Below are 26,661 nucleotides of genomic sequence, written 5' to 3'. Positions count from 1 at the left end.
TATGAAACCCGTGTTCCCCGCCGGTCCGGCCACCCGATCCGCTCTCTACGGCATCGGGCTCCTGTCCGCACTCAAGGCACTGTCGCTGGTGCTCATGGCGCAGGCCGTAGCAGGGATGCTGGCAGGCCTCGCTTCCGGAACGGGGGACTGGAACACCGGACTTCTCTGGGGTGCTGTGGGAGCGGTCCTGAGGTCCCTCACGGTCTGGGGGCAGGGCATTGCCTCCCGGCGGGCGGCCCTTGGCGTCAAGGAAGAGCTGCGGGCGCAGTTGCTGCGGCGCTCGCTGTCTGACGGTGCAGCGCCGCTCGGAGCGGGAATGAACGACGGCGGCCTGGCGATCCTGGCCACCCGCGGCCTGGATGCGCTGGACGACTATTACACGCAGTACCTTCCGGCGTTGGTCAATTGCGCCACGGTACCGCTGTTGATCGGGGCCAGGATCCTCTTTGCCGACTGGGTCAGCGCCGTGGTGATCGTCCTGACCGTTCCCTTGGTTCCGCTGTTCATGGTCCTTATCGGCCGCCACACGGAGGACCACGTCCGGGATGCCCAAACCACCCTCCGGAAACTCTCCGGTCACATTCTTGAACTGGCCAAGGGCCTGCCGGTGCTGGTGGGGCTAGGACGCGCCAGTGAACAACGTGCGGCCTTGGAAGACATTTCGGAGCAATACCGGAGCCGGACCATGGGCACCCTCCGCACGGCCTTCCTGTCAGCGTTGGCACTTGAACTCATTGCCACCATCTCCGTGGCCGTCGTCGCCGTATTCATCGGCGTCAGGCTCGTAGGCGGCGATATGGCCTTGGAAGCGGGCCTGCTGGCCCTCATCCTGGCCCCGGACTGCTACCTTCCGCTGCGGGAGCTAGGTACTGCCCACCACGCAAGCGACGACGGCCGGGCCGCGCTCGAAACCACCAACACTGTCCTTAACGCTCCCGCGCACCAGCCATTGCCCGTACCTGCAACATCCGCCGCCACGTTCCCGGGCGTTGTGGTGGAGGGGTTGGCCGTAACTTACAGCGGCAGGTCCGCCGCCGCCGTCGGGCCCCTGGGCTTTACCGCACCGCACGGCAGCATTACTGCGCTGGACGGCGACAGCGGTGCCGGGAAAAGCACCGTCCTTGGCGTCCTAGCGGGTCTGATCGGGCCGGGCCCGGGAGCTGCCGTGGCGGGCACCGTCTCAGGAACAGGAAAAGGGTCCGTGGCCTGGGTACCGCAGCACCCCGTCATGGCAGCAGGGACGGTCCAGGAAGAACTGGCCCTCTACCTTGACGGGTACCAGGGCGATCCTGCCGAAGCCGCCCGTCGTGTCCTGTCGAAAGCAAAGGCCGCGCACCTGGCAGCCAGGAATCCAGCCGAACTGAGCCCCGGAGAACTACGCCGCGTTGCGCTGGCCCGGGGATTGGCCCGCGTGGAGGCAGGCGCCACGGTCCTGCTCCTCGACGAGCCAACCGCACACCTGGACCCCTACTCTGCCAGCGTGGTCCGGAACGCCATCGAATCACTCAGGGGCAACGTGACGGTGATCCTGGTGGCCCACGATGCCGCAACCCGCGCGCTCGCGGACAATGTGGTGACCGTGGGAAAAAAGCGCTTCCCGAATGCCCCCATGATTCCGCCTGTGCGCACCGGAAACACCCTGGACGCTGCAGCTGGCCAAGGCAGTCCGGCCTCGCTGATCGATGTTGTGTCCCCGTCCGCAGCAGGGGCCGGTAGCTTGAAACGCCTGCTGGAGATCCTCAAGCCAGTGCGATGGAAATTCGCCGCAGCCGGGATCGTCGCCGTCCTGGCGGCCCTGTTCGCGGTGGCATTGTCCGGTTTGTCCGGCTGGTTGATCATCAGGGCCAGCGAACAACCTCCCATCCTCTACCTGCTCGGCGCAATTGTGGGCGTCAGGTTCTTTGGAATCGGCCGGGCGGTGCTGCGCTATTGCGAGCGGCTCCTGACCCACGATGCCGTCTTTGCTGCCATGACCCGCCTCCGGGGGGCCCTGTGGGCGACATTGAGCCGCAGGGCACTGTCACTGAGGCGTCTTCTCCAAGGGGGCAACGTTCTTGGCGCAATCGTCGATGACGTCGATACCCTCCGGGACCTCCTGCCGCGGGTTACGCTTCCCCCTATTACCGCATGGGGGGTGGGTGCCGCGGCGATCATTGCCACGGCCGTGGTTTTACCTGCCGCCGTGCCGGCTGTGGCACTGGCAGCGGTGGCAGGGCTTTTCATCGCCCCGCTGTTTGCCGTCCTGGCCGACCGGAACGCAGCCAAGGCCGAACAGCGTATGCGCTCCGTGGTCCTCCACGGAGTGGCCGCAGCCCTGGATGCCCGGGCAGAACTGACGGCCAACGGAGTCACCGGGCCGGTCCTGAAGGATCTGCGTACCAAAGACCGCGCCGCCACCCTCTCGGCCCAGCGCTCCGCGTGGGCTGAAGGCCTCGGCCAATCCGTGATCGTCCTGGCTTGTTCGCTGGCAGCCCTATGGGCGGGGGTCCTCAGCGCTCCTTCAATCACCAACGGTGCAGTTCCGCCGGAATTCGCAGCTGTGATTGTCCTGATGCTGCTGGCACTGGTGGACGCCTTCAGCGGCAACGTTTCGGCGGTACGCCAAGCCCCTGCCCTCGGGGCCGTCGTGAGCCGGATTGCTGCCTCTGGGGCTTTGGACGTTCCTGCCACAGGAGGTCTCGATTCACCCTCCGACGACGGCCCACGGCCACTCCCGGACCGCGACGGCAAGGCGGGGCTTGAGTTGAAGGACGCGACGGCCGCGTGGCCCGGCGGGCCGGATGTCTTCGCCGGGATCAACGCCTCGGCCGGACCTGGCCGTTGGCTTGCCGTGACGGGACCCTCGGGTGCGGGAAAGACCACTTTGTTGTCCGTGCTGTTGGGTTTCCTGCCCCTCACCCGGGGAACAGCGAAGCTGACGGGCGCTGCCGCCTGGTGCCCCCAGGAAGCGCACCTGTTCGACTCCACCGTCCGGGGGAATTTGTTGTTGAGCCGTCCTGCTGCCGCAAAGCCCAGTGAGGCTGAAATGCATAAGGCACTGGCCGACGTCGGGCTTGACGTGGTGGTGGCGGCCCTGCCGGACGGGCTCGATGCCCGCATCGGCCCCGGCGGCTCGTTCCTCAGCGGTGGCGAACGTCAGCGGCTGGCCATGGCAAGGACGCTGCTGACCGGAGCCTCGGTCTTGCTGCTCGATGAGCCCACCGCCCATCTGGATGCCGGGTCTGCGCGGGAAATGATGGCGATCCTTCGCCAAGGCCTCAAGGACGTCACGGTGGTTCTGGTAACGCACAACCCTGAGGACATTGATCCGGCAGATGCACGGCTGGAGCTCCCCGCGGCCACCCCTGCGGAGACACACAGCCATGGCGCGGCGGAACTGGTGGGAAAGCCTACCCATCAGTAGCCTGTTGGCATGCCTTTCAACGCTGCAAGCCCTGCCACGCCCGATGCCCGTACAACGGGCCTCCAATGGAGGCCCGCCACCTTGGAGGACCTCGAGAACTGGGCAGGCCTGATAGCGCGGACGGCCGCCGTCGAACATCCCGTCTGGTACGAGAAGCGCGGCGACTTGCTTCACATCCTGGAGTCCACTAAGAACCCGCCGGAGACGAGCACCTTGCTGGGCGTGGACGCCGAGGGGGTGGCGCGTGCCTACGGACGCATCGTCAAGAACCCCGACGGCGACAAAGCCACGGGAATGGCGTGCGTTGATCCCCAATGGCAACAGCGGGGAATCGGCTCCGCAGTCCTGGTGTGGCAGGAAGAGCAGGTCCGGGGGCGGTTTGCCGCCGATCAAGCTGCCGGGCACACCGATGCGCCGGCACGAATGCGCATCCAGACGGAGGAGCAGCACCAGCATCAAGAAACACTTCTCATGGGACATGGCTACGCCGCGGTGCGCTGGTTCAACGAAATGCACCGGCCCCTGTCCCGGCAACTGCCGGAGGTTCCCCTGGCCGCAGGCTTGCAAATCCGTCCGCTGGATCCCACTCTCTTTGAACCAGTGCGCCTGGCGCACAACGATGCTTTCAGGGACCATTGGGGCAGCGAACCCCGGGACGAAGAGTCGTGGCGCTTCACCATCGAGGAACCCACCGCCCGCCATGATCTCAGCGCTGTGGTTCTTGATCCGGCGACGGGCGAAGTTGCCGGATACCAACTGACCAGTTTCGACCCCGATTCCGCATCCGACCGCGGATTCAAGGAGGGTTACACCGAGCTCCTGGGCGTACGGCGCGCCTACCGTGGCCGGGGCATAGCCCAGGCACTGCTCGCCGATGCGATGCAGCGCTACGCCTTGGCCGGTATGGATGTGGCATCGCTGGACGTGGACTCAGCCAACCCCACCGGGGCGCTGCAACTCTACCTGGGCATGGGTTATGAGCCGGTGAACCGCAGCATGACGTGGGAGAAGATGCTCTAGCCCCTAGCCGTCCACATCATGCAGGTGATGAACAACGTCATGGAGGAAGTATTGGGAGAACGTCAGCACGGTGAAAGATGATCCGTTGCTTCGCGTTCCGGTACGCTGCCAGTCATCCTCGGTAACCCGTGCGAAGGACTCCGCAATCACCTTGCCCTCTGACTCCAGCTCGTCCGCCACCGTCCGAGGATCGGCGGAACCGTACTCGCCCTCGATCGCGGCCTGGTCCTGGTCCCAATTGGCAAACCGGGCGTCATCCTCGGTAAGCATCAGGTTCAGGCGCTGGTCAAAGAGGCTGAAGACATCCCGGACGTGGCATGCATACTCCAGGTTGGACCACGTGTGGTCATTGGGACGTGTGGCTGCATCCTCCCGGCGCAGCACCGCCCGCCATCGGGGAAGCATGTTCAGGACGGTGCCAGGAACCGTGGAAGGGGTCACCGTGGCGGCGTCGAAACCACACTCCGGGCAAGGCTCCGAGAGGACCCAGGTCCAGTCTTTTTCATCAGGGATGATCGGCATGCGGCCAGTCTAAGCGGAACCTGCCCCTACCCCTGTGCAGCCCAGGAAATATGGTGTCGTTTTCCCCTGACCTGCGGAGCCTCCCAAGAGTAGAGTTCGTTCCGGGGGGAGAGCCGGAAAGAGAAAGCAATGCTCAAGGATCAGCAGGTTGGTGCCGTCCTACCGGCACAGGACATAGCCCGGGCGCGCTCTTACTACAGCGAAAAACTCGGACTGGAACCCGAAAATCCGAACGACGACGACAACCTTCAATACAGGTGCGGCGACGGAACCGGATTCTTTGTCTATCAAACGTCCAATGCAGGGACTGCCAAGAACACCCAAATGGGCTGGACTGTCAGCGATGTCAGGGCCACGGTGCAGGAACTGCGCGGCAAGGGAGTCGAGTTCGAAGACTACGACTTCCCTGGCCTGAAGACGGAGGATGGCATTGCCACAATGCCTGATGGAAGCGCTGCAGCATGGTTCCTCGACAGTGAGGGAAACATACTGAGCATCAACCAAACCGGCTAGCCCGTGCGGTGGCTTCCCGGCCACGGCAGCACAAAGGCCGGAGATCCAGGATCTCCGGCCTTTGCCGCGCTGTTCGGCCAAGCTGCAGTTATTCTGCGGGATCAGCCCATGCCATGCTGGGGCCGATTGCCTCCACGGGCTGTGACAGCGGTACCCCCGAACCGTCCCTGCGGCCATGTTCGTGGGGAAGCGCCCGGGCAACCCCTGCGGCTGAAGACGCCTTCGCGGGGCCATGTCCGGCCCAGGCCAGCAGAAGGGTGTCTTCGCCCTTGAGGAAACGGTGGGCCCGGACGCCGCCGGTGGCACGGCCCTTGACCGGGTACTCTTCGAAAGCGGTGACCTTCGCCGTGCCCGGTGCCGTGCCCGGCAGGGCGCCGGTGGTTCCGGCAATAGTGACCACGACGGCGGCAGGATCGTTGGCACATACGGTGCCGAAGTGGATCACGTCGTCGCCGGCTGCCAGCTTGATACCGGCCATGCCGCCTGCTGTCCGCCCTTGCGGACGGACTGCGGAGGCACTGAACCTCAGCAATTGGGCCTGGCGCGTGACGAAGACGAGATCGACGTCGTCCTCTTGCGCCGGTTCCACCGCGAGGACCGAATCCTTGTCCTTCAAGGCAATGATCTCCCAGTCTTCGCGGTTCAGCGGGTAGTCCGGCTGAACGCGCTTGACGACGCCTTGGGCCGTGCCAATGGCAAGGATGGAATCGAGGGGAACGAACGCCACCAGTGTTTCGCCCTTGAGCAAGGTGATGAAGTCCTTTGCGGCAACACCGCCGGCGAGGTTCGGCAGGCCGGACATCGGAGGCAGGACGGGCATGTCCATCACCTGCAAACGCAGCATGCGGCCTTGGGATGTCACCGCCCCGATCTCGCCACGGGCGGTGGTCTTGACCACCGAACGGAAGACGTCATGCTTGGCGCGCGGCCCCGCTTCGGCCAGCGGTTCCTGGTTCGATGTCCTGGCAATCTGGCCGGAGACGCTCAGCAGCGCCCAGCAGGGGTCGTCCGGGATCTCCAAGGGCAGCGCAGCCGCCTTGCCCTTTGGACCAGCGGTGGAAGCCGCGAGAGCCGCAGCCACGGTGGGGGAGACTGCTTCGGATTCGAGCAACACGGTGCGCCGCGGTGTGCCGTATTTCTCGGCGATCACTGCCAACTCGCCGGACACGAGGTCGCGGAGCAACTCATCGGAGGCAAGGATGGCCTCGAGTGCCTCGATTTCCCGGCGGAGCTCGTCCTGCTCCTTTTCCAGTTCAAGACGGGAGTACTTGGTCAACTGCCGCAGGCGCAGTTCCAGGATGTAATTGGCCTGGATTTCGGTGAGGTCGTATATGGACATGAGGCGTTCACGCGCAGCTGATGCCTCGTCCGAGGATCGGATGATCTGGATGACCTCGTCGATGTCCACGATGGCGATCAACAAGCCCTCCACCAAGTGGAGTCGGTCCTTCTTCTTGCCAAGACGGAAGGAGGTACGGCGGCGCACTACGTTCAGGCGGTGTTTGACGTACACCTGCAGCAACTGCAGCAGTCCCAGCGTCTGCGGCTGGCCGTCCACCAAGGTGACGTTGTTGATGCCGAAGGAGTCTTCCATGGGCGAGTAGCGGTACAGCTGCTGGAGGACGGCATTGGGGTTGAAGCCGTTTTTCAGCTCGATGACCAGGCGCAGTCCGTGATTGCGGTCGGTCAGGTCAACGACATCGCTGATGCCTGTCAGCTTCTTGGCGTTGACTGCATCCTTGATCTTCTCGATCACCTTTTCCGGGCCCACCATATAAGGGAGCTCAGTGACCACCAGGCCCGTGCGCCGGGCAGAGAGCTGTTCCACCTCCACCTTGGCCCGGGTCTTGAAGGAGCCGCGGCCCGTGGCGTAGGCGTCCCGGATACCGTCCAGCCCTACGATCCTGCCGCCCGTGGGGAGGTCAGGCCCCGGAACAAACCTCATGATGTCCTCGAGGGTGGCTTCCGGGTGTGCAATCAAATGGCGGGCGGCCGCAATGACTTCGACAAGGTTGTGGGGAGCCATATTGGTGGCCATGCCCACGGCGATGCCCGTGGTGCCGTTGACCAGCAAGTTGGGGAAGGCTGCGGGAAGGACATCCGGCTGGGTCAGCTGGTTGTCGTAGTTGGGGACGAAGTCCACCACGTCTTCGTCGAGATGGTCCGTCATGGTCAGCGCGGCAGCAGCCAGGCGTGCCTCGGTATAGCGGGGGGCGGCAGGACCGTCGTCGAGCGAGCCGAAGTTGCCGTGGCCGTCGATCAGCGGCAGGCGCAAGGAGAAATCCTGGGCCATGCGCACCATGGCGTCGTAGATCGCGGCGTCGCCGTGCGGGTGGAGCTTACCCATGACTTCGCCCACCACGCGGGCGCTCTTGACGTGCCCCCGGTCAGGACGCAGGCCCATGTCCGCCATCATGTAGAGGATGCGCCGCTGGACAGGTTTCAGGCCGTCTCGTGCGTCCGGAAGGGCACGTGAGTAGATCACCGAGTAGGCGTACTCCAGGAAGGAGCCTTCCATCTCGGACGTGACGTCAATATCAACGATGTTCTCGGTGAAATCGCCGAGCGGCTCTGCTTTGCGTGCGGAAGATTGGCTGCGGGCCATGGGGTCGGTAAATCCTTGAAAGTTGTACTGCGGATGTTTTAGCTAGGCTAAGCCTATGGTGGATCAGCCCGGCGTCGGCATTTATCCGGAATATTGGGAGGCTGATGTCGTCCTGCGCGACGGCGGCACCGCCCATCTTCGCCCGATACGGCCCGAGGACGCGGAGGCTTTGCAGGCGTTCCATGCGGGTCAGTCGCAGGCGTCGATCTACATGCGGTTCTTCTCCTTCAAGCCCCGGCTCTCCGGCAAGGAAGTCCGGCGGTTCACCGAAGTGGACCACATCAACCGGGTGGCCTTCGTGATCACCATCGGCGGCGAGATCATGGGCATTGGCCGCTACGACCGCCTGGATGATCCCGACGAGGCCGAAGTCGCGTTCAACATTTCGGACGCCCACCAGGGCCGCGGAATCGGTTCGATCCTCCTTGAGCACCTCGCCGTTGCTGCCCGTGAAAACGGCATCCGGCGCTTTACCGCAGAGGTCTTGCCGGACAACCGGAAGATGTTGATGGTCTTTGCCGATGCCGGTTATGACCTCACCCGTCAGTTCGACGACGGCGTGGTGAGCGTTGAGTTCAATATTGATCCCACGGAGAAGTCCCGGGCCGTCATGGAATCCCGGGAGCACCGCGCGGAGGCGCGCAGTGTGCGCGACCTGTTGTCGCCGTCGTCGGTGGCTGTCATTGGTGCCAGTCGCAAGTGGGGGACCGTTGGTTACCAGTTGCTTGAACACATTATTGAAGGCGGGTTCCAGGGCCCGGTCTACGCCGTAAATCCCGAAGCCTTTGAACTGGCCGGCATGGTCTCGTTCGGGAAGTTATCGGAAATTCCCGGGCCGGTGCAGTTGGCCATCATCGCCGTGCCGTACGAGGAAGTTCCCAAGGTGGTGGACGACTGCGCTGCTGCCGGTGTCAAGGGGATCGTGGTGGCAACCGCAGGATTTGCCGACGACGGCGAACGTGGCCTCGCGCGCCAGCATGAACTGGTGCGCCGGGCCCGGGCAAACGGCATGCGGGTGATCGGCCCGGAGTCGCTAGGCATCCTGAACACCCACCCTGCCGTATCACTGAACGCCTCCATGGCCCCCACCATGCCTCCAAGGGGAAGCCTGGGCCTGTTCAGCCAATCTGCCGCTGTAGGTGTTGCCGTTTATGCTGCCGCCAGCCGGCGCAGGCTCGGATTGTCCTCGTTCCTCTCTGCCGGTAACCGTGCCGACGTTTCAGGCAACGACGTCATGCAGTATTCGGAGGACGACGCCGATACCTCGGCAGTGGGGCTGTACCTGGAATCGATCGGCAATCCACGCAAGTTCTCCCGCCTGGCCCGCCGGTTGTCACGAAGCAAGCCGGTGATCGTGGCCAAGTCCGACGTAACGGGCTTGAGCCTGCCGCCCGGACACGAGGTCCGCACCACACAGGCGCCTGCTGCCGCCGTGGATGCCATGATGCGCCAGGCCGGCGTCATCCGGGTGGAAACCATTGAGCAGCTCATGGACATTGCCCAGATCGTGTCGTCCCAGGCGCTGCCCAAAGGTCCCGGCGTCGCGGTCTATTCCAACTCGGTGGCCCTGGGCAAAGTGGTTTCCGACAGCGCCGCCCCCCTTGGGCTCGATGTAAACCGCCTCGTCACCGACGTTGATCTGGACGCCGGGATGTCGATTGCCCTTCCGGCTCTTCGGGCCAGCCTCATGGAAAGTTTGGCCGACGACTCCGTTCACGCGGTGATTGCCGCACTTCTTCCTGCGCGGGGACTTACGGTGGAAGCGTTGGCCGGTGTCCTCGCAGAATGCGCTGCCGAGGCCGGGAAGCCTGTTGTTGCCGCTTTCACCGGGATCCTGGACCCTTCCGTCCAGGTCGAGGGGATGGTGGGTTCCGAAGGGAAGCCGGTGCTTCCGTGCTATTCCAATGCAGGCGCCGCCGTGGCCGCTTTGGCGGCAATTGTTGGTTATGCCCAATGGCGCGACAGGGACCAGGGCTTGTTCGTTGAACCGGACGGCTGCGACGTAGAGGGCACCCGCGAGAAACTGACGGCGATGCTGGCCGGCGTCACCGGTGAAAAGATCAGGAAGCTCGACGCCGGTGCTGCCGCCACCTTGCTTGCGGGCTACGGAATCGAGGTGGTTCCCACGCTCGGATTCGTGACACCGGAAGAAGCCGTGGAAGCCGCCGACACAGTGGGTTGGCCTGTAGTCCTGAAGACCACGGACCCTGCCCTCCGGCACCGGCTGGACCTTGGCGGTGTCAGGCTCGATATTCAGGACGCTGAATCGCTGCGCCAAAATGTTGCCCAGATGAGGCGGGCTTTGGAACCGTACGGATCGCCGGCCCTTGAGGTCCAGGCCATGGCTCCGGTGGGACAGGCCTGCACTTTCCGGGCCATGGAAGATCCACTGCTGGGGCCCGTGCTTTCCTTCGGGTTGGCCGGTGATGCCGTAAACCTCCTGGATGACTGGGCGCACAGGGTGCCGCCGCTCTCGGCTGCTGATCTCCACGACATCATCAGGTCGCCCCGCGCTTCCAGGAAGCTCTTCGGCTACCAAGGGCTGCCCGCGGTGGATGTGGCTTCCCTGGAGGACATAGCGGGCAGGCTGGCCAAGCTGAAGGACGACCACCCGGGAATTGCGCTGGTGGAATTCAACCCCGTCCTGGCCGGCCCCTCAGGAGCCACAATCCTGGGTGCCGACGTCTGGATTGGCAACGCCGCGCAGCGAACTGACAGCGCGCGGCGTGCGATGCGAAGTTAGCCACAGGGAGGAACGCGCAGTTAGGAAGTCACCAAGCGATCTGTGAAAATGGGGGAATGAGCACCCAGTCTCCGACGCCTCAATCACGTCCGTCCAACACCGGGCACCACACAGCGCATAACCACAGCTCCCAGGGGCAGAGCCTGGACCAGGCACTGCAGCAAGCGGGCTTTTATCCGCGGTTGGTGGCCGACGTCGTTGATGACGCTTTGGACGGCAGGGAGTGCCTTTCGCATCTGGTGCATCTGGAGACGCACTTCGACCGCGCCGAAGTCCGCAGGCACATCACCGTGCTGGTGCTCACCGAAGACATGCTGGTGATCACCCATGTTGACGACCAGCAGCTTGATGAGGCCGGCGAGCAAATTGTTGCCCAGATCTCCACGGAATCAGTTCCCGTGGCCCAGATCCGCTCGGTGGTCCTGAGCTACATGTACTCCCAGCCCCAGGATTACAAACCCTCGGATCCTGTACGCGAACTGACCGTTTCCATCGCTTGGTCCGGCGGCCAGCGCCTGGACATGGGCCCTGCGAGCTGCGGTGACCCCCAATGCGAGGCCGATCACGGCTACAGCGGAACCATCGCCCAGGAAGACATCGTGCTGCGTATCAGCGCCGAAGCCGATGGACTGCAGGCAGTCCAGGATGCCAAGGTCTTTGCCCGTGCCCTGCGTGCGGTCAACACCGGAAATCCCGCCCCCGTCCAGCACTCGAGCATCCCCGCACCTCGGCCGCGTTCGGGTGTCTTCAGCAACCGCTTGAGCCGCGGACACCAGCGTTGAGGGACGCCGCACAGACCTCGTCCCCGGTGGGCAACACCGCAGCGGATCTTCCCTCCGCCCCGCTGTTCGGAAGCAGATCCATCGCGGAAGTCTTCACGAGTTCTGCAGCAGCCCTCGGCGTGCCGGGCTTCACCAACCATTTGCAGGTACCGGCATCCAAACGTATCTGTGTTGTCCTCGCTGACGGGTTGGGCCGGAACCTGCTCAAGCAGAAAGCCTCCCACACGCCGTTCCTCCGGTCAGTCCTGGCCGAGGGACAGGGCAACGTCCCACAGTGGATCGACTCGGCGTTTCCCAGCACCACTGCTGCCTCCCTCGCAAGCCTGGGCACCGGCTTGCCCGCCGGGCAACACGGCATGGTGGGATATGACGTCCTGGATCCAAGGCAGGACAAGGTAGTCAACCTCCTGGGCAACTGGGATTCCAACGTTGACCCGGTGGAGTGGCAGCCCCATTCCACGGTTTTTGAACAGTTGGCCACCGAATTGGATGTAGTGACGGTCAGCCTGCCCCAGTTCGGCAATTCGCCCATGACGCAGGCTGCACTGCGCGGGAGCAGGTTTGTTGGCGGCACTACGCTGCATGCCAGGACGGCCGCGGCTGCGGAAGCAATGTCCGGAGGCGGACGTTCCCTGATGTACTTCTACCTCAACGAGTTGGACAAAGCCGGTCACCGCTATGGCTGCCAATCGGACCGTTGGGAGCACCAACTCGAGGAACTCGATTCCACGGTCAAGCGGCTCTCCTCGACGCTTCCGCCAGGAACCACCATCCTGTTGACCGGTGACCACGGCATGGTGGATGTTCCCGAGTCCCAACGAATCGACTACTCCGCCGATGAATCCCTGGTGGCCGGGGTCAGGCACACTGCAGGTGAACCCCGCATGGTGCATTTGTACCTCGAGCCGGACGCTACGGTAACTCATCGAGATGCCCTGCTGGCAGCTTGGCGTCGTCGTTTTAATGAGCGGATCTGGGCCTTCACCCGCGACCAAGCTGTGGATGCCGGGTTGTTCGGTGCTGTCCGCCCGGAGGTTGGGCCCCGCATTGGCGATGTCATGATTGCGGCCCGCGACACCCTGGCACTGTACGACACCCGCCGTGTCCGCCCGGCTTCGTTGGAAGTGGTGGGCCAGCACGGTTCACTGACCAAAGCCGAGCGTGAGGTTCCCCTGGTGTGCCTCACTGCTGCCGGCAAGAAGGGCAAACGTGGCTGAGCTGGTCTTCTTCTCAGGCACCATGGACTGCGGCAAGTCCACGCTTGCCCTCCAGATGGACTACAACCACCGTGCAAGAGGCCGTGGCGGTGTTCGCTTCAGCTGCAACGACCGCGCCGGATATTCCACCATCTCCAGCAGGCTGGGACTCCACATCGACGCCGTGGAGGTTGAAAATGACACAGACTTTTGGGACGAGGTAGTTGTCCGGCGCACCAGTGGACTTCGAGTGGACTACCTCATTTGTGATGAAGCACAGTTCTACACACCTGCCCAGGTGGAGCAGTTGGCGCGAGTGGTGGATGAGATGGAGGTGGACGTCTTTGCCTTCGGCATCACCTCGGATTTCCGCACCCGGCTGTTCCCGGGTTCCCAACGCCTCATTGAGTTGGCCGACAAGGTCCAGGTGCTGCAGGTGGAAGCGCTGTGCTGGTGCGGGCGGAGGGCAACCCAGAATGCCCGGACGGTGAACGGCATCATGGTGGTGGAAGGCGAACAGGTGATGGTGGGCGACGTAGCACCCTCCACCATTGGCGACAACACGGCAGGCGAGAACGCCGAGGCGGGGCATGAGACCGCGGTGGGTTACGAGACATTGTGCCGCCGCCACTACATGCGGCGCGTTACAGCGCACGGGGCCAACCTGATGGCAGGGGCGGACCAGCCGCTTCCTTTCGACATTGACGCTTGTCTGTGGCCCGGCGCGGGGGAGCTTCGCCGCAGCTAGGCTGCGAAGTTCAGCGCAGCCTGCCCGTGGAACTAGTCTCCGCGGGCTCCAAAGACGATCTCGTCCCAGCTGGGAATGCTGGACCTCTTTGGCCTGGACGGTTGGCGTTCTGCAGGGGCATCGGGGTCCTTGCGGGCCTCGCTGACATTCTCGCCCGGGGTTTCGCCCTCGTCATGGTTTTCAGGCGATTCCACCCGGTCCGTGTCCTCCGCTTCCCGGGCAGGGCTGCTGCCGCCGAGGAGTTCGTCAAGACCAGCGGGTTTGCGTCCCGTGAGGGACGTGACGGGGCGCAGGGGACTGGCTACCACCGTGATCTCACGTGTTTCCGTACTGACGCCCTGATGAAGCGTCAGCGAGTCGTCGTCGGCATTGTCCTGGGGCTCGAAGTGCCGCGGTGCCAGGCTCAGCCGGGACAACATGGAGGGCCGTCCGTCTTTACGGGCCGGTTCCTCGGCAACCAGGGTGGGCGGCTCGGGATCTGCAGCGGTGGTTTCGTCGATGTCTTCGTGCTCGGTGCCAGGACGCGGATGGGCTGCCGGAACATTGCTCAGCAGCACGGCCAGGGCGTCGTCCCCGTCTTCGTCCACGCCGAGGCGCTGACCGCGGCGTGAGCGGAGCATTTCCAAAAGGCTGTCCGATTCCTTGGCTGATGCACGGGCAGCTGTTTCAGCATCGGTTTCGAAGTCGAACGGCCGGTCTGAAACAGCAGCGAGCCTGCGTGCCGGGACAGGTCCGTCCAAGGGTTCGAGCTCGCTGAGTTGTTGGGCCCAGCGGTTGGCGTTCTGAAGCGACTTACGTTGTGGGCTGAAGGTCCACATGGCGGGAGGTTCCTCGCCGATGCTGCCGTGGGTGCCCGGTACCGTTTCAAAGCGCGCGACGACGGTCCAGGAACCGTCCGTACGGCGCCACGAATCCCATTCCACCGTGGAGGAATCAATGCCGTGCGCAGCGAGCCTGTGGTCCACCATCTCACCCAGCGTGGCGGGGTTGTCGCCGAACGCCGAGCGGTAGGCGTCGTGGCCCGGAGCGGGGGCGGCGACTTCGATGTTGCGGGCTTGCCTGGCAACGTACTCACGTTCGGCGAGGACGGGTCCTTCGTAGCGTTGGACGTTGGCCAGCGGAAGCCCGGACAGCTCCGCCACTTCGGCCGCGGTGGCCCCGCTGCGGATCCTGGACTGGATGTCGCGCGGGGACATGGCAATGGGTGTGTTGGCGGCGCGTGCCGCCACTTGGGCAGGGGTCCGACTCGCCGCTGCCCTCAAGGCCTCGTCGATCGGAAGCTGGAACATCGCACCGCCGGGGCCGCTCAAAAGCAGATGCCCGCCGTCGTCGTGGACGCCTACCAGTCGTAGATCCTGCATAACACCCTCCACCACATGGCATAACTGACATTCGAAACTCTGCCACCCGCGGGGGTCTTTTCCTACTAGGAACAAGGGCGTGCCGTGATATTCCGGAGAAACAGGCCGTATCAGGGGTGTTTTCCGGTCATCGCGGGGCTATGGACTTTTGCGGAACGGGGGAGGAAAATCTGGCCGATAATCGGGCACAAATCCGAAGCGTCCGGCGTTGCACCCTTACACCGGCGGCGGATGGACAACCGGACCGGTGAAAACCCACAGCAGGTATAGAGGACAAGGAAGGACCATGGCCACCGATTACGATGCCCCTCGAAAGACCGAGGAAGACGTCAGCGAGGATTCCCTGGAAGAGCTCAAGACGCACCAGTCGGGGAAGCAATCTTCCGCGGTGGACGTTGATGAGTCAGACCTTGCCGACGGTTTCGAACTCCCCGGTGCTGACCTGTCCGGCGAAGAGCTCCTGATCCAGGTCATGCCACCCCAGCCGGACGAGTTCACCTGTTTCAACTGCTTCCTGGTGAAGCATAAATCGCAGATCGCCACGGAGCGGGGCGGTCATTTGTACTGCACGGAGTGCGAAAGCTAGGCGTGCAATGGGTGTTGCCGCAGTTTGCCGCAGGTGTTTTCAGGCGCGGGGGGCGGTGAGCACCGACACCAGCTCGTCAGGCCTGCGGGACGAGGCAAGCCAGTAGGGAGTCCGGTCTGCGGGGTCTGTGATCTCAATCTTCACCACGGGGTCGATCCACCCACGGAAGCACATGTAGGCCAGGCCGTTGAGCCGGGGACCCCGCTCGGCGGTTGCTTCAGCCTTGGTAAAGGCTTCGACGGATCCAACGAACTTCCGTTCGATACTGGCCCGGCCCACTTGGACAGTGGTGGGGGTGACTTTGATGGTGGGTGTCGAGAGCACCAGCATGATGGTCATGATGGCCAGCAGGATCAGGGCCGCGATGATGCCGGTGGCCGCGCTGATGGGGCCGAACATCAGGATGCCGGCACCGGACAGGCCAACCACCACAACCCAGATCCACACTGACGGCCACAGCTTCTCGGTGTACAGGACCTCAGAGGACGACGGAGTGTTCCGGGCAGGCACGGGGGAGGACTGGTCAGGCGTAGGCATGCCTCCAGCTTATCCGGCGGGGAGTGGCCGCTGCGTCCACCACCGTGGGCCGGGCCGACAGACGGAGGTCCTGGGTTTGCGGCCCGCAGTAGAATGAACCACTGTGAGCAATGAGACCGCAGTATTCAGTACAGACACCGCCCAAGAAGCCGTTAGTGGCAGTGAGGCGCCTCCCGCCTATGGAGCCCCCACCCTGGAAGTGCAGCTGAAAATGCTCGACGCCGGGCTGGAAGCGCCGTCCTATGCGCACCCGGGCGATGCCGGGGCAGACCTCCGGGCGCGGGAGGACGTTCACCTCGCCCCAGGGGAGCGGAAACTCGTCCCTACCGGCGTTTCCCTTGCGCTCCCGGATGGATTCGTGGCACTGATCCACCCCCGCTCGGGGCTTGCCACCAAGCACGGGCTTACCATCGTCAACGCCCCAGGCACTGTTGACGCAGGCTACCGGGGCGAAATTGCAGTGACGCTCTTGAACACCGACCAAAAGCACGCCATTGACCTCAAGCGCGGCGATAGAATTGCACAGATGGTGATTCAGCGCGTTGAGTACGCGCGGTTCGTGGCTGTAGACCAGCTCTCCGATTCCGTTCGCGGAACCGGTGGCTTTGGTTCCACGGGCGGCTTTAACGCACCGAAGGCCTAAGCGAACCACTGGACCCTCCTACGTCGCAGCTATTGCCGTGGCGTGGTTTAACGTGGTTCAACGTGGGTGCGGTTTACTTGGGGATAGACCACTACTAAGGAGAAAACCCAATGCTTTTTGGGCGCGGCAAGAAGTCCAAGGACGAGCGGTCCGAAACCGCCGGCACCGTCGAGGAATCCGGTGCTGAGGCACAGAGTCCTGAATCAGGCACGCCCGGTGACTTCCGGCTCGCCAAAGGCCCCTTGGATATAGACGAGATCGAGGACCGTGATGGATACGTGGACCTCGGTGCCCTCCTGATCGCCCCCGCCGAGGGTCTGCAATTGAGGCTTGAAGTGGAAGAAGCTACCCAGCGCGTGGTGGCCGTGACCATGGACCTGGAGGGCTCCAGCCTTCAGCTCCAGGCGTTTGCGGCTCCGCGGTCTGAAGGTTTGTGGGATGAGATCCGGGAACAGATCACCCAGTCGGTGGCCAGCCAGGGCGGGGAAACCGAAGAAGTTTCCGGAGCGTTCGGTACTGAGCTTGTGGCCAAGCTGCCTGCCGAAGCGGCCGACGGCAGCCGTGGCTTCCGCGCTGCACGCTTTATGGGCGTGGACGGGCCGCGCTGGTTCCTTCGGGGAGTCCTGGGTGGGCAGGCTGCCCTTGAGCGCGATGCTGCGGCGGGGCTGGAAGAACTTTTCCGCCGGGTGGTAGTGGTGCGCGGCGACAACCCGATGCCCCCGCGCGAATTGCTGCAGTTGCGCCTGCCCAAGGACGCTGCAGTGCCCGGGCAGGCTGGCGCTCCGCAGAATGCACCTGCCATGGAGCAGCCTGAACGAGGGCCGGAGATCACCCAGATTGGCTGATACTGCGGGCGGGGGAAGGACGGCCGGCCAGCGTCCCACGGCGCAGGGGGTTCGTGATCTTCCTGCCCGTGGAAGGGCGGTGTGCACGGGCTTTATTGAGTCGGTCACGCATCAGCCACCCGGCAATCAGCCGTTTTTCTCCGCTGTTGTCGTCGACACCCTGGGGCCCGGGTCCCACCAGGGAAATACCGCAGGGGGAGTCCGGAAGCCCTACGACCGTCTTCGTGTTATCTGGCTGGGCAGGACACGCGTACCCGGCATCGAAGCCGGAGTGCAGCTTAGCCTGAATGGCATGGTGACCCAGCTTGACGGGTTGCCGGCAATGTTCAATCCACGCTACGAAATTCTTTCCCGTCAGGAGCACCTATGACCGTGGCCAACGGATCAGAACCTCAGAACACCGGGGGAGCTGGTCCTGATCACCAGGCTTCCCCGCCCGAGGCTTCCGCCAAGCCGTCAGCGGAAGCGCCCAGCGTGTCCGATCTCGCTGCCGGTTACGCCGGGAAAGCGGGCCTGCACCGGAACAGTGCCGGGCACGTGGACATGCTGAAGTCCGCAGGCGGCTGGCAGGGCATTGCCGAAAGTATCCTTCCGGGACTGGTTTTCCTGGTGGTGTTCACCGTGACCCGGGATTTGACCCCTGCTTTGGTGGCAGCTTTGGCTGCTGCCGCGGTTTTCACCGTAGTCCGTTTGATCCAACGGCGTCCCCTGACCCAGGCACTGGCCGGGGTTGTGGGAGTCGGTATTTCAGCGTGGCTGGCCAACACCACGGGGAAGGCAGAGGATTTCTACGTCCTGGGCTTCTTCACCAACATTGCCTATATCGCCGCCATGGTCCTCTCCATCGTCCTCAAATGGCCGGTGGCCGGCCTTCTCTTTGGCTTCGTACGCAATGAGGGACTCGAATGGCGGAAGGATCCCGAGCGGCTCAGGGCTTACAGGCTGGGCACGTGGATTGTGGTGGCGGTTCTTGCACTGCGACTGGTAGTCCAGGTCCCGCTCTACTTCATGGGAGAAGCCGGCCTGACAGCGCTGGCGACCACCAGGCTCCTGATGGGCGCCCCGCTGTACATCCTTGGCCTTTGGGTTGCCTGGCTGCTCACCAAGCCTGCACCTCAACCGTCGAAGCCGTCGTCCTCGGACGCTTGATCCGCGGCTCCGGACGTTCCCTCGAGTGGTTCCCCACCGTCGTCGGAACCTGGTGACAACAGTGAACGGAGACCGTCCTCTGCTGCGATGGTGGTGACGAAGAACAGTTCGTCACCGCCATCAAGGACATCGTCCCGGGTAGGGGTAATGGGCGCTTGATCGCGCAGGATGGCTACCAAAGTGGCGTCCTCGGGCCAGTCGATCCCGCCCACGGTGCTGCCGATGACATGGGAGTCGTGGGGGACGGTGAATTCCACGATCGATGCCACTCCTGTCTGCAGGGTCAGCAAGCGCACGATGTCGCCGATCTCCACGGCTTCTTCCACCAGCGCCGTCATAAGCTGCGGAGTGTTGACCGCGACGTCGACGCCCCAGGAATCGTTGAACATCCAATCGTTCTTGGGGTTGTTCACACGGCCCACGGTGCGGCCCACGCCAAACTCGGTTTTGGCCAACAGGGACACCACCAGATTGACTTTGTCGTCCCCGGTGGCAGAAACCACGACGTCGGCATCCTCAAGTTTTGCGTCCTGCAGGGTGCTGAGTTCGCAGGCGTCTCCCACCAGCCACCGGGCGCCCCGCAGTCCACTGCGGCCAATGACCTCGGGCTTGAGGTCAATGAGCAGGATCTGGTGTTTATGGGCCAGAAGTTCACGCGCAATGGACGAGCCGACGCTTCCTGCGCCAACAATGACAACTTTCACTAAGACTCCTTGGCGGGTGCTTTGGCGAGGATCCGGCTGATCTCGGACGTTCTGTCCAGGCTCAGCATCGCGTGGACCGTATCGCCTTCCTGGTAAGCCGTGCCGGCCTGGGGAAGCACGCCTTCACCAAACCGTGTGAGGAAAGCGATGCGGATTCCCGAGGCGGCCTCGATCGAAGCAAGGCTGTGCCCGATCCAGTCCTCGTGCAGGTCCACTTCGGCGAGCACGAGACGGCCTGAGGGCTCGCGGTAATCGCCGGCCAGATGCTGCTCCGGAAGTATGCGGCGCAGGACCTGGTCTGCGCTCCAGCGGACAGCTGCCACCGTGGGGATGCCGAGCCGCTGGTAGATTTCGGCGCGGCCGGGATCATAGATGCGCGCAACCACATGGGCGACGTGGAAAGTCTCACGGGCCACGCGGGTTGCGAGGATGTTCGAGTTGTCGCCACTGGAAACGGCAGCGAAGGCATAGGCCTCTTCCACGCCGGCCTGCTTGAGGGTGTCCCTGTCAAAGCCGACGCCGGTGACCTTGCGTCCGGTAAAGGTATTGCGCAGCCGGCGGAAGGCCCGCTCGTCCTGGTCGATGATGGCGACCGAGTGGCCGGCATCTTCCAAAGTGTGTGCCAGCGTTGCGCCAACACGGCCGCAACCCATGATCACGAAGTGAGCCACCATGTCTCCTTTATCTGTGCTGTGCGTTCCGCTCGGTATGACTTTACCGGTGCGGGGTGGCTGCGCTTGCGAACAACCGTCATGACATCGATGGGGATTCAGAGTAGCTTTGCGGAGTGCTGACAATTTTGAATGCCGCGAAGCGGGTGTTGGTGGGCCGGCCGGTCAGGAATGACCGGCTGTCCCACACCTTGTTGCCCAAACGCATCGCTTTGCCGATCTTCGCCTCGGACGCGTTGTCTTCGGTTGCCTATGCTCCCGACGAAATCCTGCTGACCCTCGCCTTGGCGGGGGTTAGCGCTGTGGCCTTCTCGCCACTTGTCGGCCTCGCGGTCATGGTGGTTTTGCTCACAGTGGTGGCGTCCTACCGCCAAAACGTCCACGCTTATCCGTCGGGCGGCGGCGACTATGAGATCGCCAGCGTGAACCTGGGCAAGTATGCAGGGCTGACTGTCGCATCGGCCCTGTTGGTGGATTACGTGCTGACAGTTGCGGTATCCATGTCCTCAGCCGCAACCTACCTGACAACAGCCATCCCCTCGCTGCACGGCCAGCAGGCACTGATCGCCACCATCGGCGTCGTCATCCTCGCCTTGGTCAACCTCCGCGGGGTCAAGGAGGCCGGCACGCTATTCGCCGTCCCCACCTACATTTTCATGGCCTCCATCCTCGGCATGACTGCGGTAGGCATCTTCCAAGCTGCAACCGGGACACTGGGCGAAGCGCCCTCCGCCAACTTCACCATCGTTCCCGAGCCCGGCTTCGACGAGGGCCTTGTGGGCCTCGCCGGGGCCTTCCTGCTGCTGCGGGCCTTTTCCTCAGGGGCTGCGGCGCTCACCGGTGTTGAGGCCATCAGCAACGGCGTGCCGAATTTCCGCAAGCCCAAAAGCAAGAATGCGGCCAGCACGCTGCTCTTGCTCGGCGTCATAGCAGCCTCCATGCTGGCCGGGATTCTGTACCTTGCCAACGCCACCAAAGTACACATTGTCCTGGACCCTGCCCGGGAGTTCCTGGTGGACGGCAAACCCCTGCCCGGGGACTACATCCAAACGCCTGCCATCAGCCAGATCGCAGACACCATTTTTGGCTCGGGTTCCATCCTTTTTTACGTCGTGGTTGCAGCTACGGGCGTCATCCTGGTCTTTGCCTCCAACACCGCCTTCAACGGCTTCCCCGTGCTCGGCTCCATCCTCGCGCAGGACGGATACCTGCCACGCCAGCTCCGTACCCGCGGTGACCGCCTTGCCTTCAGCAACGGCGTCCTGGCGCTGGCCGCCGGAGCCCTGGTCCTGATCCTTGCCTTCAACGCCGATGTCACCAAGCTGATCCAGCTCTACATTGTGGGTGTCTTCATTTCCTTCACGGCCAGCCAGTTGGGGATGATCCGCCACTGGGGACGTGAGCTCAAACTTGCCAGGGACAAGGCTGTCCGCCGCCGCATCTTCAAGTCGCGCACCATCAATATGCTGGGCTTCGGCATGACTGCCCTGGTCCTGGTGATCGTCCTGATTACCAAGTTTGAGCAAGGTGCCTGGATCGCCCTGCTGGCCATGTTTGTCCTCTTCCTCATCATGTGGAGCATCCGGGCACACTATGACAACGTGGCCAGGGAACTGGCCGTGGACGAGGACTCGTCCCCCCGCGCATTGCCCACCCGTGTCCATGCGGTGATCCTTGTTTCGCATGTCCGCAAACCCGTCCTGAGGGCTTTGGCCTATGCCAGGGCGTCGAGGCCCTCACGCCTTGATGCAATTACCGTGGACATCAACACCGAGGAGACCGAGCACACCGTCAGGGACTGGGAAAAGCTTGAAATTCCAGTACCGCTGACCGTCCTGGCCAGCCCTTACCGCGAGACCGTGACACCCATCATGGACTACATCAAGAACATGCGCCGCGACTCGCCGCGGGACCTGATCGTCGTCTACATTCCCGAGTACGTCGTGGGCAAATGGTGGGAACAACTGGTCCATAACCAAACAGCACTCCGAATCAAGACGCGGCTCCACTTTGAACCTGGAGTCATGGTTGCCAGCGTTCCATGGCAACTGAAGTCGTCCGAAGAAGCAAAGGCACTGCAGGATACCTAAATGACCTCCAACAGCAATTCCCCCCGACACGCCCCGGACCACCAGGGCCATGACCAGGGCACGCCCGGTACCGAACTTGTCCTGGACATTGGACCCATCGCCCACGGAGGACACTTCGTCGCCCGGCATGAAGGGCGCGTCATTTTCGTCCGGCATGCCGTCCCCGGAGAGAAGGTCCGGGTACGGTTGACCGATTCCGGTGACTCGTCGCGTTTCTGGCGGGCCGACGTCGTCGACGTCCTTGAGGCTTCGCCCCACCGGGTCCCGCACTTTTGGAAGGCGGCGGATTCGCCGTCCGCCTGGAACCGGGGCGGACCGCCGGTGGGCGGTGCCGAGCTCGGACATATCTCGCTGGAGCACCAGCGTGCCCTGAAGGCCGAAGTCCTGGCTGAACAACTTAAGCGCCTTGCCGGCCTTGACCTCGCCACCGAGGTGGAAGCGGTGGGGGAAAACCACGACGACGGCCTTGGCTGGCGCACGCGCGCCGGCTTTGCTGTGACTTCCAAAGGGCGGTTGGGCATGCACGCGCACCGCTCCGACGTGGTGCTTCCCGTCAAGGACATGCCCTTGGCGCTCCCGGGCCTCAACGATTTGAAGTTGTGGGACCTTGACCTTTCGGGCATCGCCCGCGTTGAGGTTGCCATGCCGGCCAATGGTTCCCGGCCCCTGATTCTGCTGGCGCCGGAAGAGGGAACGAGCCCCAAGCGGGTGCACAGCATCGTGTCGCAGTTGCCGCATGATGTGTCGGTAGCCAGCGTGGATCCCGGCAAGGGGGAGGTCTTGCAGTTGCGGGGCAGAACCTGGGTGCAGGAAAGTGCGGCAGGCCATGAATACCGGGTCACCGGCGAAGGCTTCTGGCAGATCCACAAGGATGCGCCGGAAACACTGGTGGGCGCTGTGACGGACTATCTTTCGCGTGGCGGGTACTTGCAGCCCGGCGCCGCAGTCGCCGATCTCTATGCCGGTGCAGGGCTGTTCACGGCCCCCTTGGCCGACGCCGTGGGCATTACTGGCTCGGTGCTCTCGGTGGAAGGTGCCCCCGGCACCAGTCGCGACGCCCGAAAGAACCTGCACGGGGAACCGCAGGTGGAAATTGTCCAAGGGAGGGTGGAGCGGGTGCTGAACCACAGTGCCCGCAGCTTCGACTCCCTGGTGCTGGATCCGCCGCGGGCCGGAGCCGGAAAGGCCGTAGTCAAGCAATTGATGGCCACCGGTCCCCGCGCAATCGCCTATGTGTCCTGCGATCCCGCTTCCTTTGCGCGTGATCTGGGTTACTTCCATCAGGGCGGTTGGCGTCTGGAGTCGCTACGCGCCTTCGATCTCTACCCGCACACCCATCACCTGGAAACAGTGGGCCTGATCGTCCCTTCCTCATAACCTGGAGTGTCGCCCGTCCGCCGGAGCGCGGCGGGCGGCGCGGGTTTGGGGTCAGGCGTGCCACTCTTGGGACGGATGCCACTACGATGGGCGTAGTAGTCCCGCTCCGGGGGAATCAACACCGCGGACCGGGGTGACCAAGAGAGATGCCGCCCGGCTAAGTAAGGTGCGCCTAACTGGCTAGCGGCCAACCACGCGACAAAGATGAAACTGTTGCGAGAGGAGTCCTGCCATGAGCACTGTGGACAGCTTCGGTTCCAAAGGCGTACTGAATGTAGCCGGCACCGATTATGAAATTTTCCGGTTGAACTCCGTAGAGGGCGCAGACAGCCTTCCGTTCAGCCTTAAGGTATTGCTTGAAAACCTCCTGCGGACTGAGGATGGCGCCAATATTACGGCGGACCATGTCCGCGCCCTGGCCGGTTGGGATCCCAATGCGGAGCCCGACACGGAAATCCAGTTCACCCCCGCCCGCGTCATCATGCAGGACTTCACCGGCGTTCCCTGCGTTGTTGACCTCGCCACCATGCGCGAAGCAGTCAAGGAGCTCGGCGGCGATCCCAAGCGCGTCAACCCCCTGGCGCCTGCAGAAATGGTCATCGACCACTCCGTCCAGATCGACGCCTTCGGTAACTCCGGCGCACTGGAGCGCAACATGGAGATCGAATACCAGCGCAATGGTGAGCGCTACCAGTTCCTTCGCTGGGGCCAGACCGCGTTCGACGACTTCAAGGTTGTCCCTCCGGGAACCGGCATCGTGCACCAGGTCAACATCGAGTACCTGGCACGCACGGTCATGACCCGCGAGGTTGATGGCGTTCTTCGTGCCTACCCCGACACCTGCGTCGGTACCGACTCGCACACCACCATGGTCAACGGTCTGGGCATCCTGGGCTGGGGCGTCGGCGGCATCGAAGCCGAGGCTGCAATGCTCGGCCAGCCCGTCTCCATGCTGATTCCGCGCGTTGTGGGTTTCAAGCTCAAGGGCAGCATCCCGGCCGGCGCTACCGCCACCGACGTCGTCCTCACCATCACCGAAATGCTGCGCAAGCACGGCGTTGTTGGCAAGTTCGTTGAGTTCTACGGTGAAGGCGTTGCCGCCGTGCCGTTGGCCAACCGCGCCACCATCGGCAACATGAGCCCGGAATTCGGTTCCACGGCTGCCATGTTCCCGATCGACGACGTCACGCTGGACTACCTGCGCCTGACCGGCCGTTCCGAAGCGAACGTCGCCCTTGTGGAGGCGTACAGCAAGGAACAGGGCCTCTGGCACGATCCCTCCCGCGAACTGCGCTTCTCCGAGTTCCTCGAACTGGATCTGTCCACAGTTGTTCCTTCCATCTCCGGCCCCAAGCGTCCTCAGGACCGCATTGAGCTCACCGATGCCAAGGAACAGTTCCGCAAGGACATCCACAACTACGTCGCCATCGAAGACGGCAGCGTTGACGAGTCACTGGACGAATCGTTCCCGGCTTCGGATGCCCCGTCCTTCACGCACGCCGACTCGCACACCACGGAGACTGAACGCGTTTTCTCCGCCGCCAACGGTGCGCACGGCCGCCCGTCGTCGCCGGTCAAGGTCAAGACTGCCGACGGCCGCGAGTTCGAGCTGGACCACGGTGCAGTGTCGATCGCATCGATCACGTCCTGCACCAACACGTCCAACCCCTCCGTCATGCTCGCTGCTGCCCTCTTGGCACGCAACGCCGTAGACAAGGGCCTGACGTCCAAGCCGTGGGTCAAGACCTCCGTTGCTCCCGGTTCCAAGGTTGTCACTGACTACTACGAGAAATCCGGCCTCACTCCTTACCTTGAGAAGCTTGGCTTCTACATTGTGGGTTACGGCTGCGCCACCTGCATCGGTAACTCCGGCCCGCTGGAGCCGGAAATCTCCGAGGCAATCCAGGCCAACGATCTCTCCGTCACCGCAGTCCTCTCCGGTAACCGCAACTTTGAGGGCCGCATCAACCCGGACGTGAAGATGAACTACCTGGCCTCGCCGCCGTTGGTCATCGCCTACGCACTGGCCGGCTCCATGGACTTCGACTTCGACACCGATGCCCTGGGCACCGATTCCGAAGGCAACGAAGTCTTCCTGAAGGACATTTGGCCGAATCCCACAGAGGTGCAGGAAGTCATTGACTCCTCCATCGACGAGGCGATGTTCGCCAAGGGTTACGAGGGCGTTTTCGACGGCGACGACCGTTGGAAGGCACTGGACACCCCTGCCGGTGACACCTTCGCCTGGGCTGAGGATTCCACCTACGTGCGGAAGCCCCCATACTTCGAAGGCATGAAGGCCCAGCCGGATCCCGTTCAGGACATTTCCGGTGCCCGTGTGCTCCTGAAGCTTGGCGATTCCGTCACCACGGACCACATCTCCCCGGCCGGCTCGTTCAAGTCGGACACCCCGGCAGGTCAGTACCTCCTGGCCAACGGTGTGGAGCGCAAGGACTTCAACTCCTACGGTTCACGCCGTGGCAACCACGAAGTCATGATCCGCGGCACCTTTGCCAATATCCGCATCAAGAACCAGCTCCTGGACGGCGTCGAGGGTGGCTTCACCCGCGACTTCAGCCAGGAAGGTGCACCGCAGGCGTACGTCTACGACGCTGCGCAGAACTATCAGGCCGCGGGAACGCCGCTGGTGGTCCTGGCCGGCAAGGAATACGGTTCCGGTTCATCCCGTGACTGGGCAGCCAAGGGCACGGCGCTCCTGGGTGTCAAAGCCGTTGTTGCTGAGAGCTACGAGCGCATCCACCGCTCCAACCTGATCGGCATGGGCGTGCTTCCGCTGCAGTACCCCGCCGGCGAGTCTGCTGCAACGCTGGGCCTGACTGGTACGGAAACCTTTGCTGTTGAGGGCGTGACCGAGCTGAACAACGGCACCACGCCCAAGACGCTCAAGGTGACGGCAACGGCTGAGGACGGCACGTCCAAGTCCTTCGATGCTGTCCTGCGTATCGATACCCCGGGTGAAGCGGACTACTACCGCAACGGTGGCATCCTGCAGTACGTGCTTCGCCAGATCTCCGCGTAGTGAACCAGCTGGTTTCCAGCTGATTTTCGAGGCCAACAGCCCCGGCCGGTCGTATGACCTGCCGGGGCTGTTGCCGTCCCGGGAATCGAAGCCACACAGCGCGCAGGCGCGGGAAAACACGAGGTT

At 63.4% G+C, this 26,661-nt stretch carries 20 protein-coding genes; 14 read left to right on the top strand and 6 right to left on the bottom strand.

Features of this window, described 5'->3' with window-relative positions; genetic code table 11:
- Position 1 precedes the first annotated feature (1 nt).
- Entirely contained in the window at positions 2-3,403 is a 3,402-nt protein-coding gene (cydD, locus tag M1D51_RS13150) for a thiol reductant ABC exporter subunit CydD (protein WP_458106809.1), read from the top strand.
- Positions 3,404-3,412: 9 nt separating this feature from the next.
- Positions 3,413-4,423 (top strand): N-acetyltransferase family protein, encoded by a 1,011-nt coding sequence (locus M1D51_RS13145; RefSeq protein ID WP_458106808.1) that lies wholly within the window; start codon positions 3,413-3,415, stop codon positions 4,421-4,423.
- A 3-nt stretch (positions 4,424-4,426) separates the two neighbouring features.
- Here M1D51_RS13145 and M1D51_RS13140 read toward each other — a convergent pair whose 3' ends face one another.
- Positions 4,427-4,945, bottom strand: coding sequence for a DinB family protein (locus M1D51_RS13140; RefSeq protein ID WP_458106807.1), 519 nt, complete (start codon positions 4,943-4,945; stop codon positions 4,427-4,429).
- Between the two features lie 129 nt (positions 4,946-5,074).
- Here M1D51_RS13140 and M1D51_RS13135 point away from each other — a divergent pair, with 129 nt between their 5' ends.
- Complete coding sequence (locus tag M1D51_RS13135) at positions 5,075-5,458, top strand: VOC family protein (RefSeq protein ID WP_458106806.1); 384 nt, start codon at positions 5,075-5,077, stop codon at positions 5,456-5,458.
- An 88-nt stretch (positions 5,459-5,546) separates the two neighbouring features.
- Here M1D51_RS13135 and M1D51_RS13130 read toward each other — a convergent pair whose 3' ends face one another.
- Complete coding sequence (locus M1D51_RS13130; protein WP_458106805.1) at positions 5,547-8,063, bottom strand: DNA gyrase/topoisomerase IV subunit A; 2,517 nt, start codon at positions 8,061-8,063, stop codon at positions 5,547-5,549.
- Between the two features lie 55 nt (positions 8,064-8,118).
- Here M1D51_RS13130 and M1D51_RS13125 point away from each other — a divergent pair, with 55 nt between their 5' ends.
- Genes M1D51_RS13125 through M1D51_RS13110 form a run of 4 tightly spaced genes read left to right on the top strand, consistent with a single transcriptional unit; the run spans position 8,119 to position 13,532 of the window.
- Complete coding sequence (locus M1D51_RS13125; RefSeq protein ID WP_458106804.1) at positions 8,119-10,806, top strand: bifunctional acetate--CoA ligase family protein/GNAT family N-acetyltransferase; 2,688 nt, start codon at positions 8,119-8,121, stop codon at positions 10,804-10,806.
- A gap of 56 nt (positions 10,807-10,862) precedes the next feature.
- Positions 10,863-11,588: a DUF5998 family protein gene (locus tag M1D51_RS13120; protein WP_172321953.1), complete on the top strand. Its 726-nt coding sequence runs from the start codon at positions 10,863-10,865 to the stop codon at positions 11,586-11,588.
- A complete protein-coding gene (locus tag M1D51_RS13115; RefSeq protein ID WP_458106803.1) occupies positions 11,585-12,805 on the top strand; it encodes an alkaline phosphatase family protein in 1,221 nt (406 codons plus the stop codon). The genes M1D51_RS13120 and M1D51_RS13115 overlap by 4 nt, the downstream gene beginning before the upstream one ends.
- On the top strand, positions 12,798-13,532 hold the full coding sequence (locus M1D51_RS13110) for a thymidine kinase (protein ID WP_458106802.1): 735 nt from the start codon (positions 12,798-12,800) through the stop codon (positions 13,530-13,532). The genes M1D51_RS13115 and M1D51_RS13110 overlap by 8 nt, the downstream gene beginning before the upstream one ends.
- 32 nt (positions 13,533-13,564) lie before the next feature.
- Here the strand turns inward: M1D51_RS13110 and sepH are convergent, their stop codons facing one another.
- Complete coding sequence (gene sepH, locus M1D51_RS13105; RefSeq protein WP_458106801.1) at positions 13,565-14,893, bottom strand: septation protein SepH; 1,329 nt, start codon at positions 14,891-14,893, stop codon at positions 13,565-13,567.
- Between the two features lie 286 nt (positions 14,894-15,179).
- Here sepH and M1D51_RS13100 point away from each other — a divergent pair, with 286 nt between their 5' ends.
- Positions 15,180-15,479, top strand: coding sequence for a DUF4193 domain-containing protein (locus M1D51_RS13100; protein ID WP_172321956.1), 300 nt, complete (start codon positions 15,180-15,182; stop codon positions 15,477-15,479).
- Between the two features lie 39 nt (positions 15,480-15,518).
- Here M1D51_RS13100 and M1D51_RS13095 read toward each other — a convergent pair whose 3' ends face one another.
- Positions 15,519-16,016, bottom strand: a complete 498-nt coding sequence (locus tag M1D51_RS13095; RefSeq protein WP_458106800.1) for a DUF3093 domain-containing protein — start codon at positions 16,014-16,016, stop codon at positions 15,519-15,521.
- 103 nt (positions 16,017-16,119) lie between these two features.
- Between M1D51_RS13095 and dut the strand changes: the two genes are divergently transcribed.
- The 3 genes from dut to M1D51_RS13080 all read left to right on the top strand — a co-directional run bounded on the left by dut (position 16,120) and on the right by M1D51_RS13080 (position 18,653).
- On the top strand, positions 16,120-16,659 hold the full coding sequence (gene dut, locus M1D51_RS13090) for a dUTP diphosphatase (RefSeq protein ID WP_458106799.1): 540 nt from the start codon (positions 16,120-16,122) through the stop codon (positions 16,657-16,659).
- A gap of 110 nt (positions 16,660-16,769) precedes the next feature.
- Positions 16,770-17,504: a DUF3710 domain-containing protein gene (locus tag M1D51_RS13085; RefSeq protein WP_458106798.1), complete on the top strand. Its 735-nt coding sequence runs from the start codon at positions 16,770-16,772 to the stop codon at positions 17,502-17,504.
- A 366-nt stretch (positions 17,505-17,870) separates the two neighbouring features.
- Positions 17,871-18,653 carry a DUF3159 domain-containing protein gene (locus tag M1D51_RS13080; protein WP_172321961.1) on the top strand — a complete coding sequence of 261 codons (783 nt, stop codon included), beginning with the start codon at positions 17,871-17,873 and terminating at the stop codon, positions 18,651-18,653.
- Here M1D51_RS13080 and M1D51_RS13075 read toward each other — a convergent pair.
- Both M1D51_RS13075 and M1D51_RS13070 read right to left on the bottom strand, forming a co-directional pair.
- Positions 18,620-19,357 (bottom strand): potassium channel family protein, encoded by a 738-nt coding sequence (locus M1D51_RS13075; RefSeq protein ID WP_458106797.1) that lies wholly within the window; start codon positions 19,355-19,357, stop codon positions 18,620-18,622. The two genes, M1D51_RS13080 and M1D51_RS13075, sit on opposite strands and share 34 nt — an antisense overlap.
- Positions 19,357-20,028, bottom strand: a complete 672-nt coding sequence (locus M1D51_RS13070; RefSeq protein WP_172321966.1) for a potassium channel family protein — start codon at positions 20,026-20,028, stop codon at positions 19,357-19,359. The genes M1D51_RS13075 and M1D51_RS13070 overlap by 1 nt, the downstream gene beginning before the upstream one ends.
- A 116-nt stretch (positions 20,029-20,144) precedes the next feature.
- Here M1D51_RS13070 and M1D51_RS13065 point away from each other — a divergent pair, with 116 nt between their 5' ends.
- The 3 genes from M1D51_RS13065 (at position 20,145) to acnA (ending at position 26,535) form a co-directional block, all read left to right on the top strand.
- A complete protein-coding gene (locus M1D51_RS13065) occupies positions 20,145-22,118 on the top strand; it encodes an APC family permease (RefSeq protein ID WP_458106796.1) in 1,974 nt (657 codons plus the stop codon).
- A complete protein-coding gene (locus M1D51_RS13060) occupies positions 22,119-23,495 on the top strand; it encodes a class I SAM-dependent RNA methyltransferase (RefSeq protein ID WP_172323598.1) in 1,377 nt (458 codons plus the stop codon).
- 232 nt (positions 23,496-23,727) lie between these two features.
- Entirely contained in the window at positions 23,728-26,535 is a 2,808-nt protein-coding gene (acnA, locus tag M1D51_RS13055; protein WP_458106795.1) for an aconitate hydratase AcnA, read from the top strand.
- Positions 26,536-26,661: the final 126 nt, after the last annotated feature.

The organism is Arthrobacter sp. R3-55 (genome assembly GCF_054161505.1).
The sequence above is the reverse complement of the archived record's forward strand: the minus strand, read 5'-3'. Positions and strand labels throughout refer to the sequence as shown.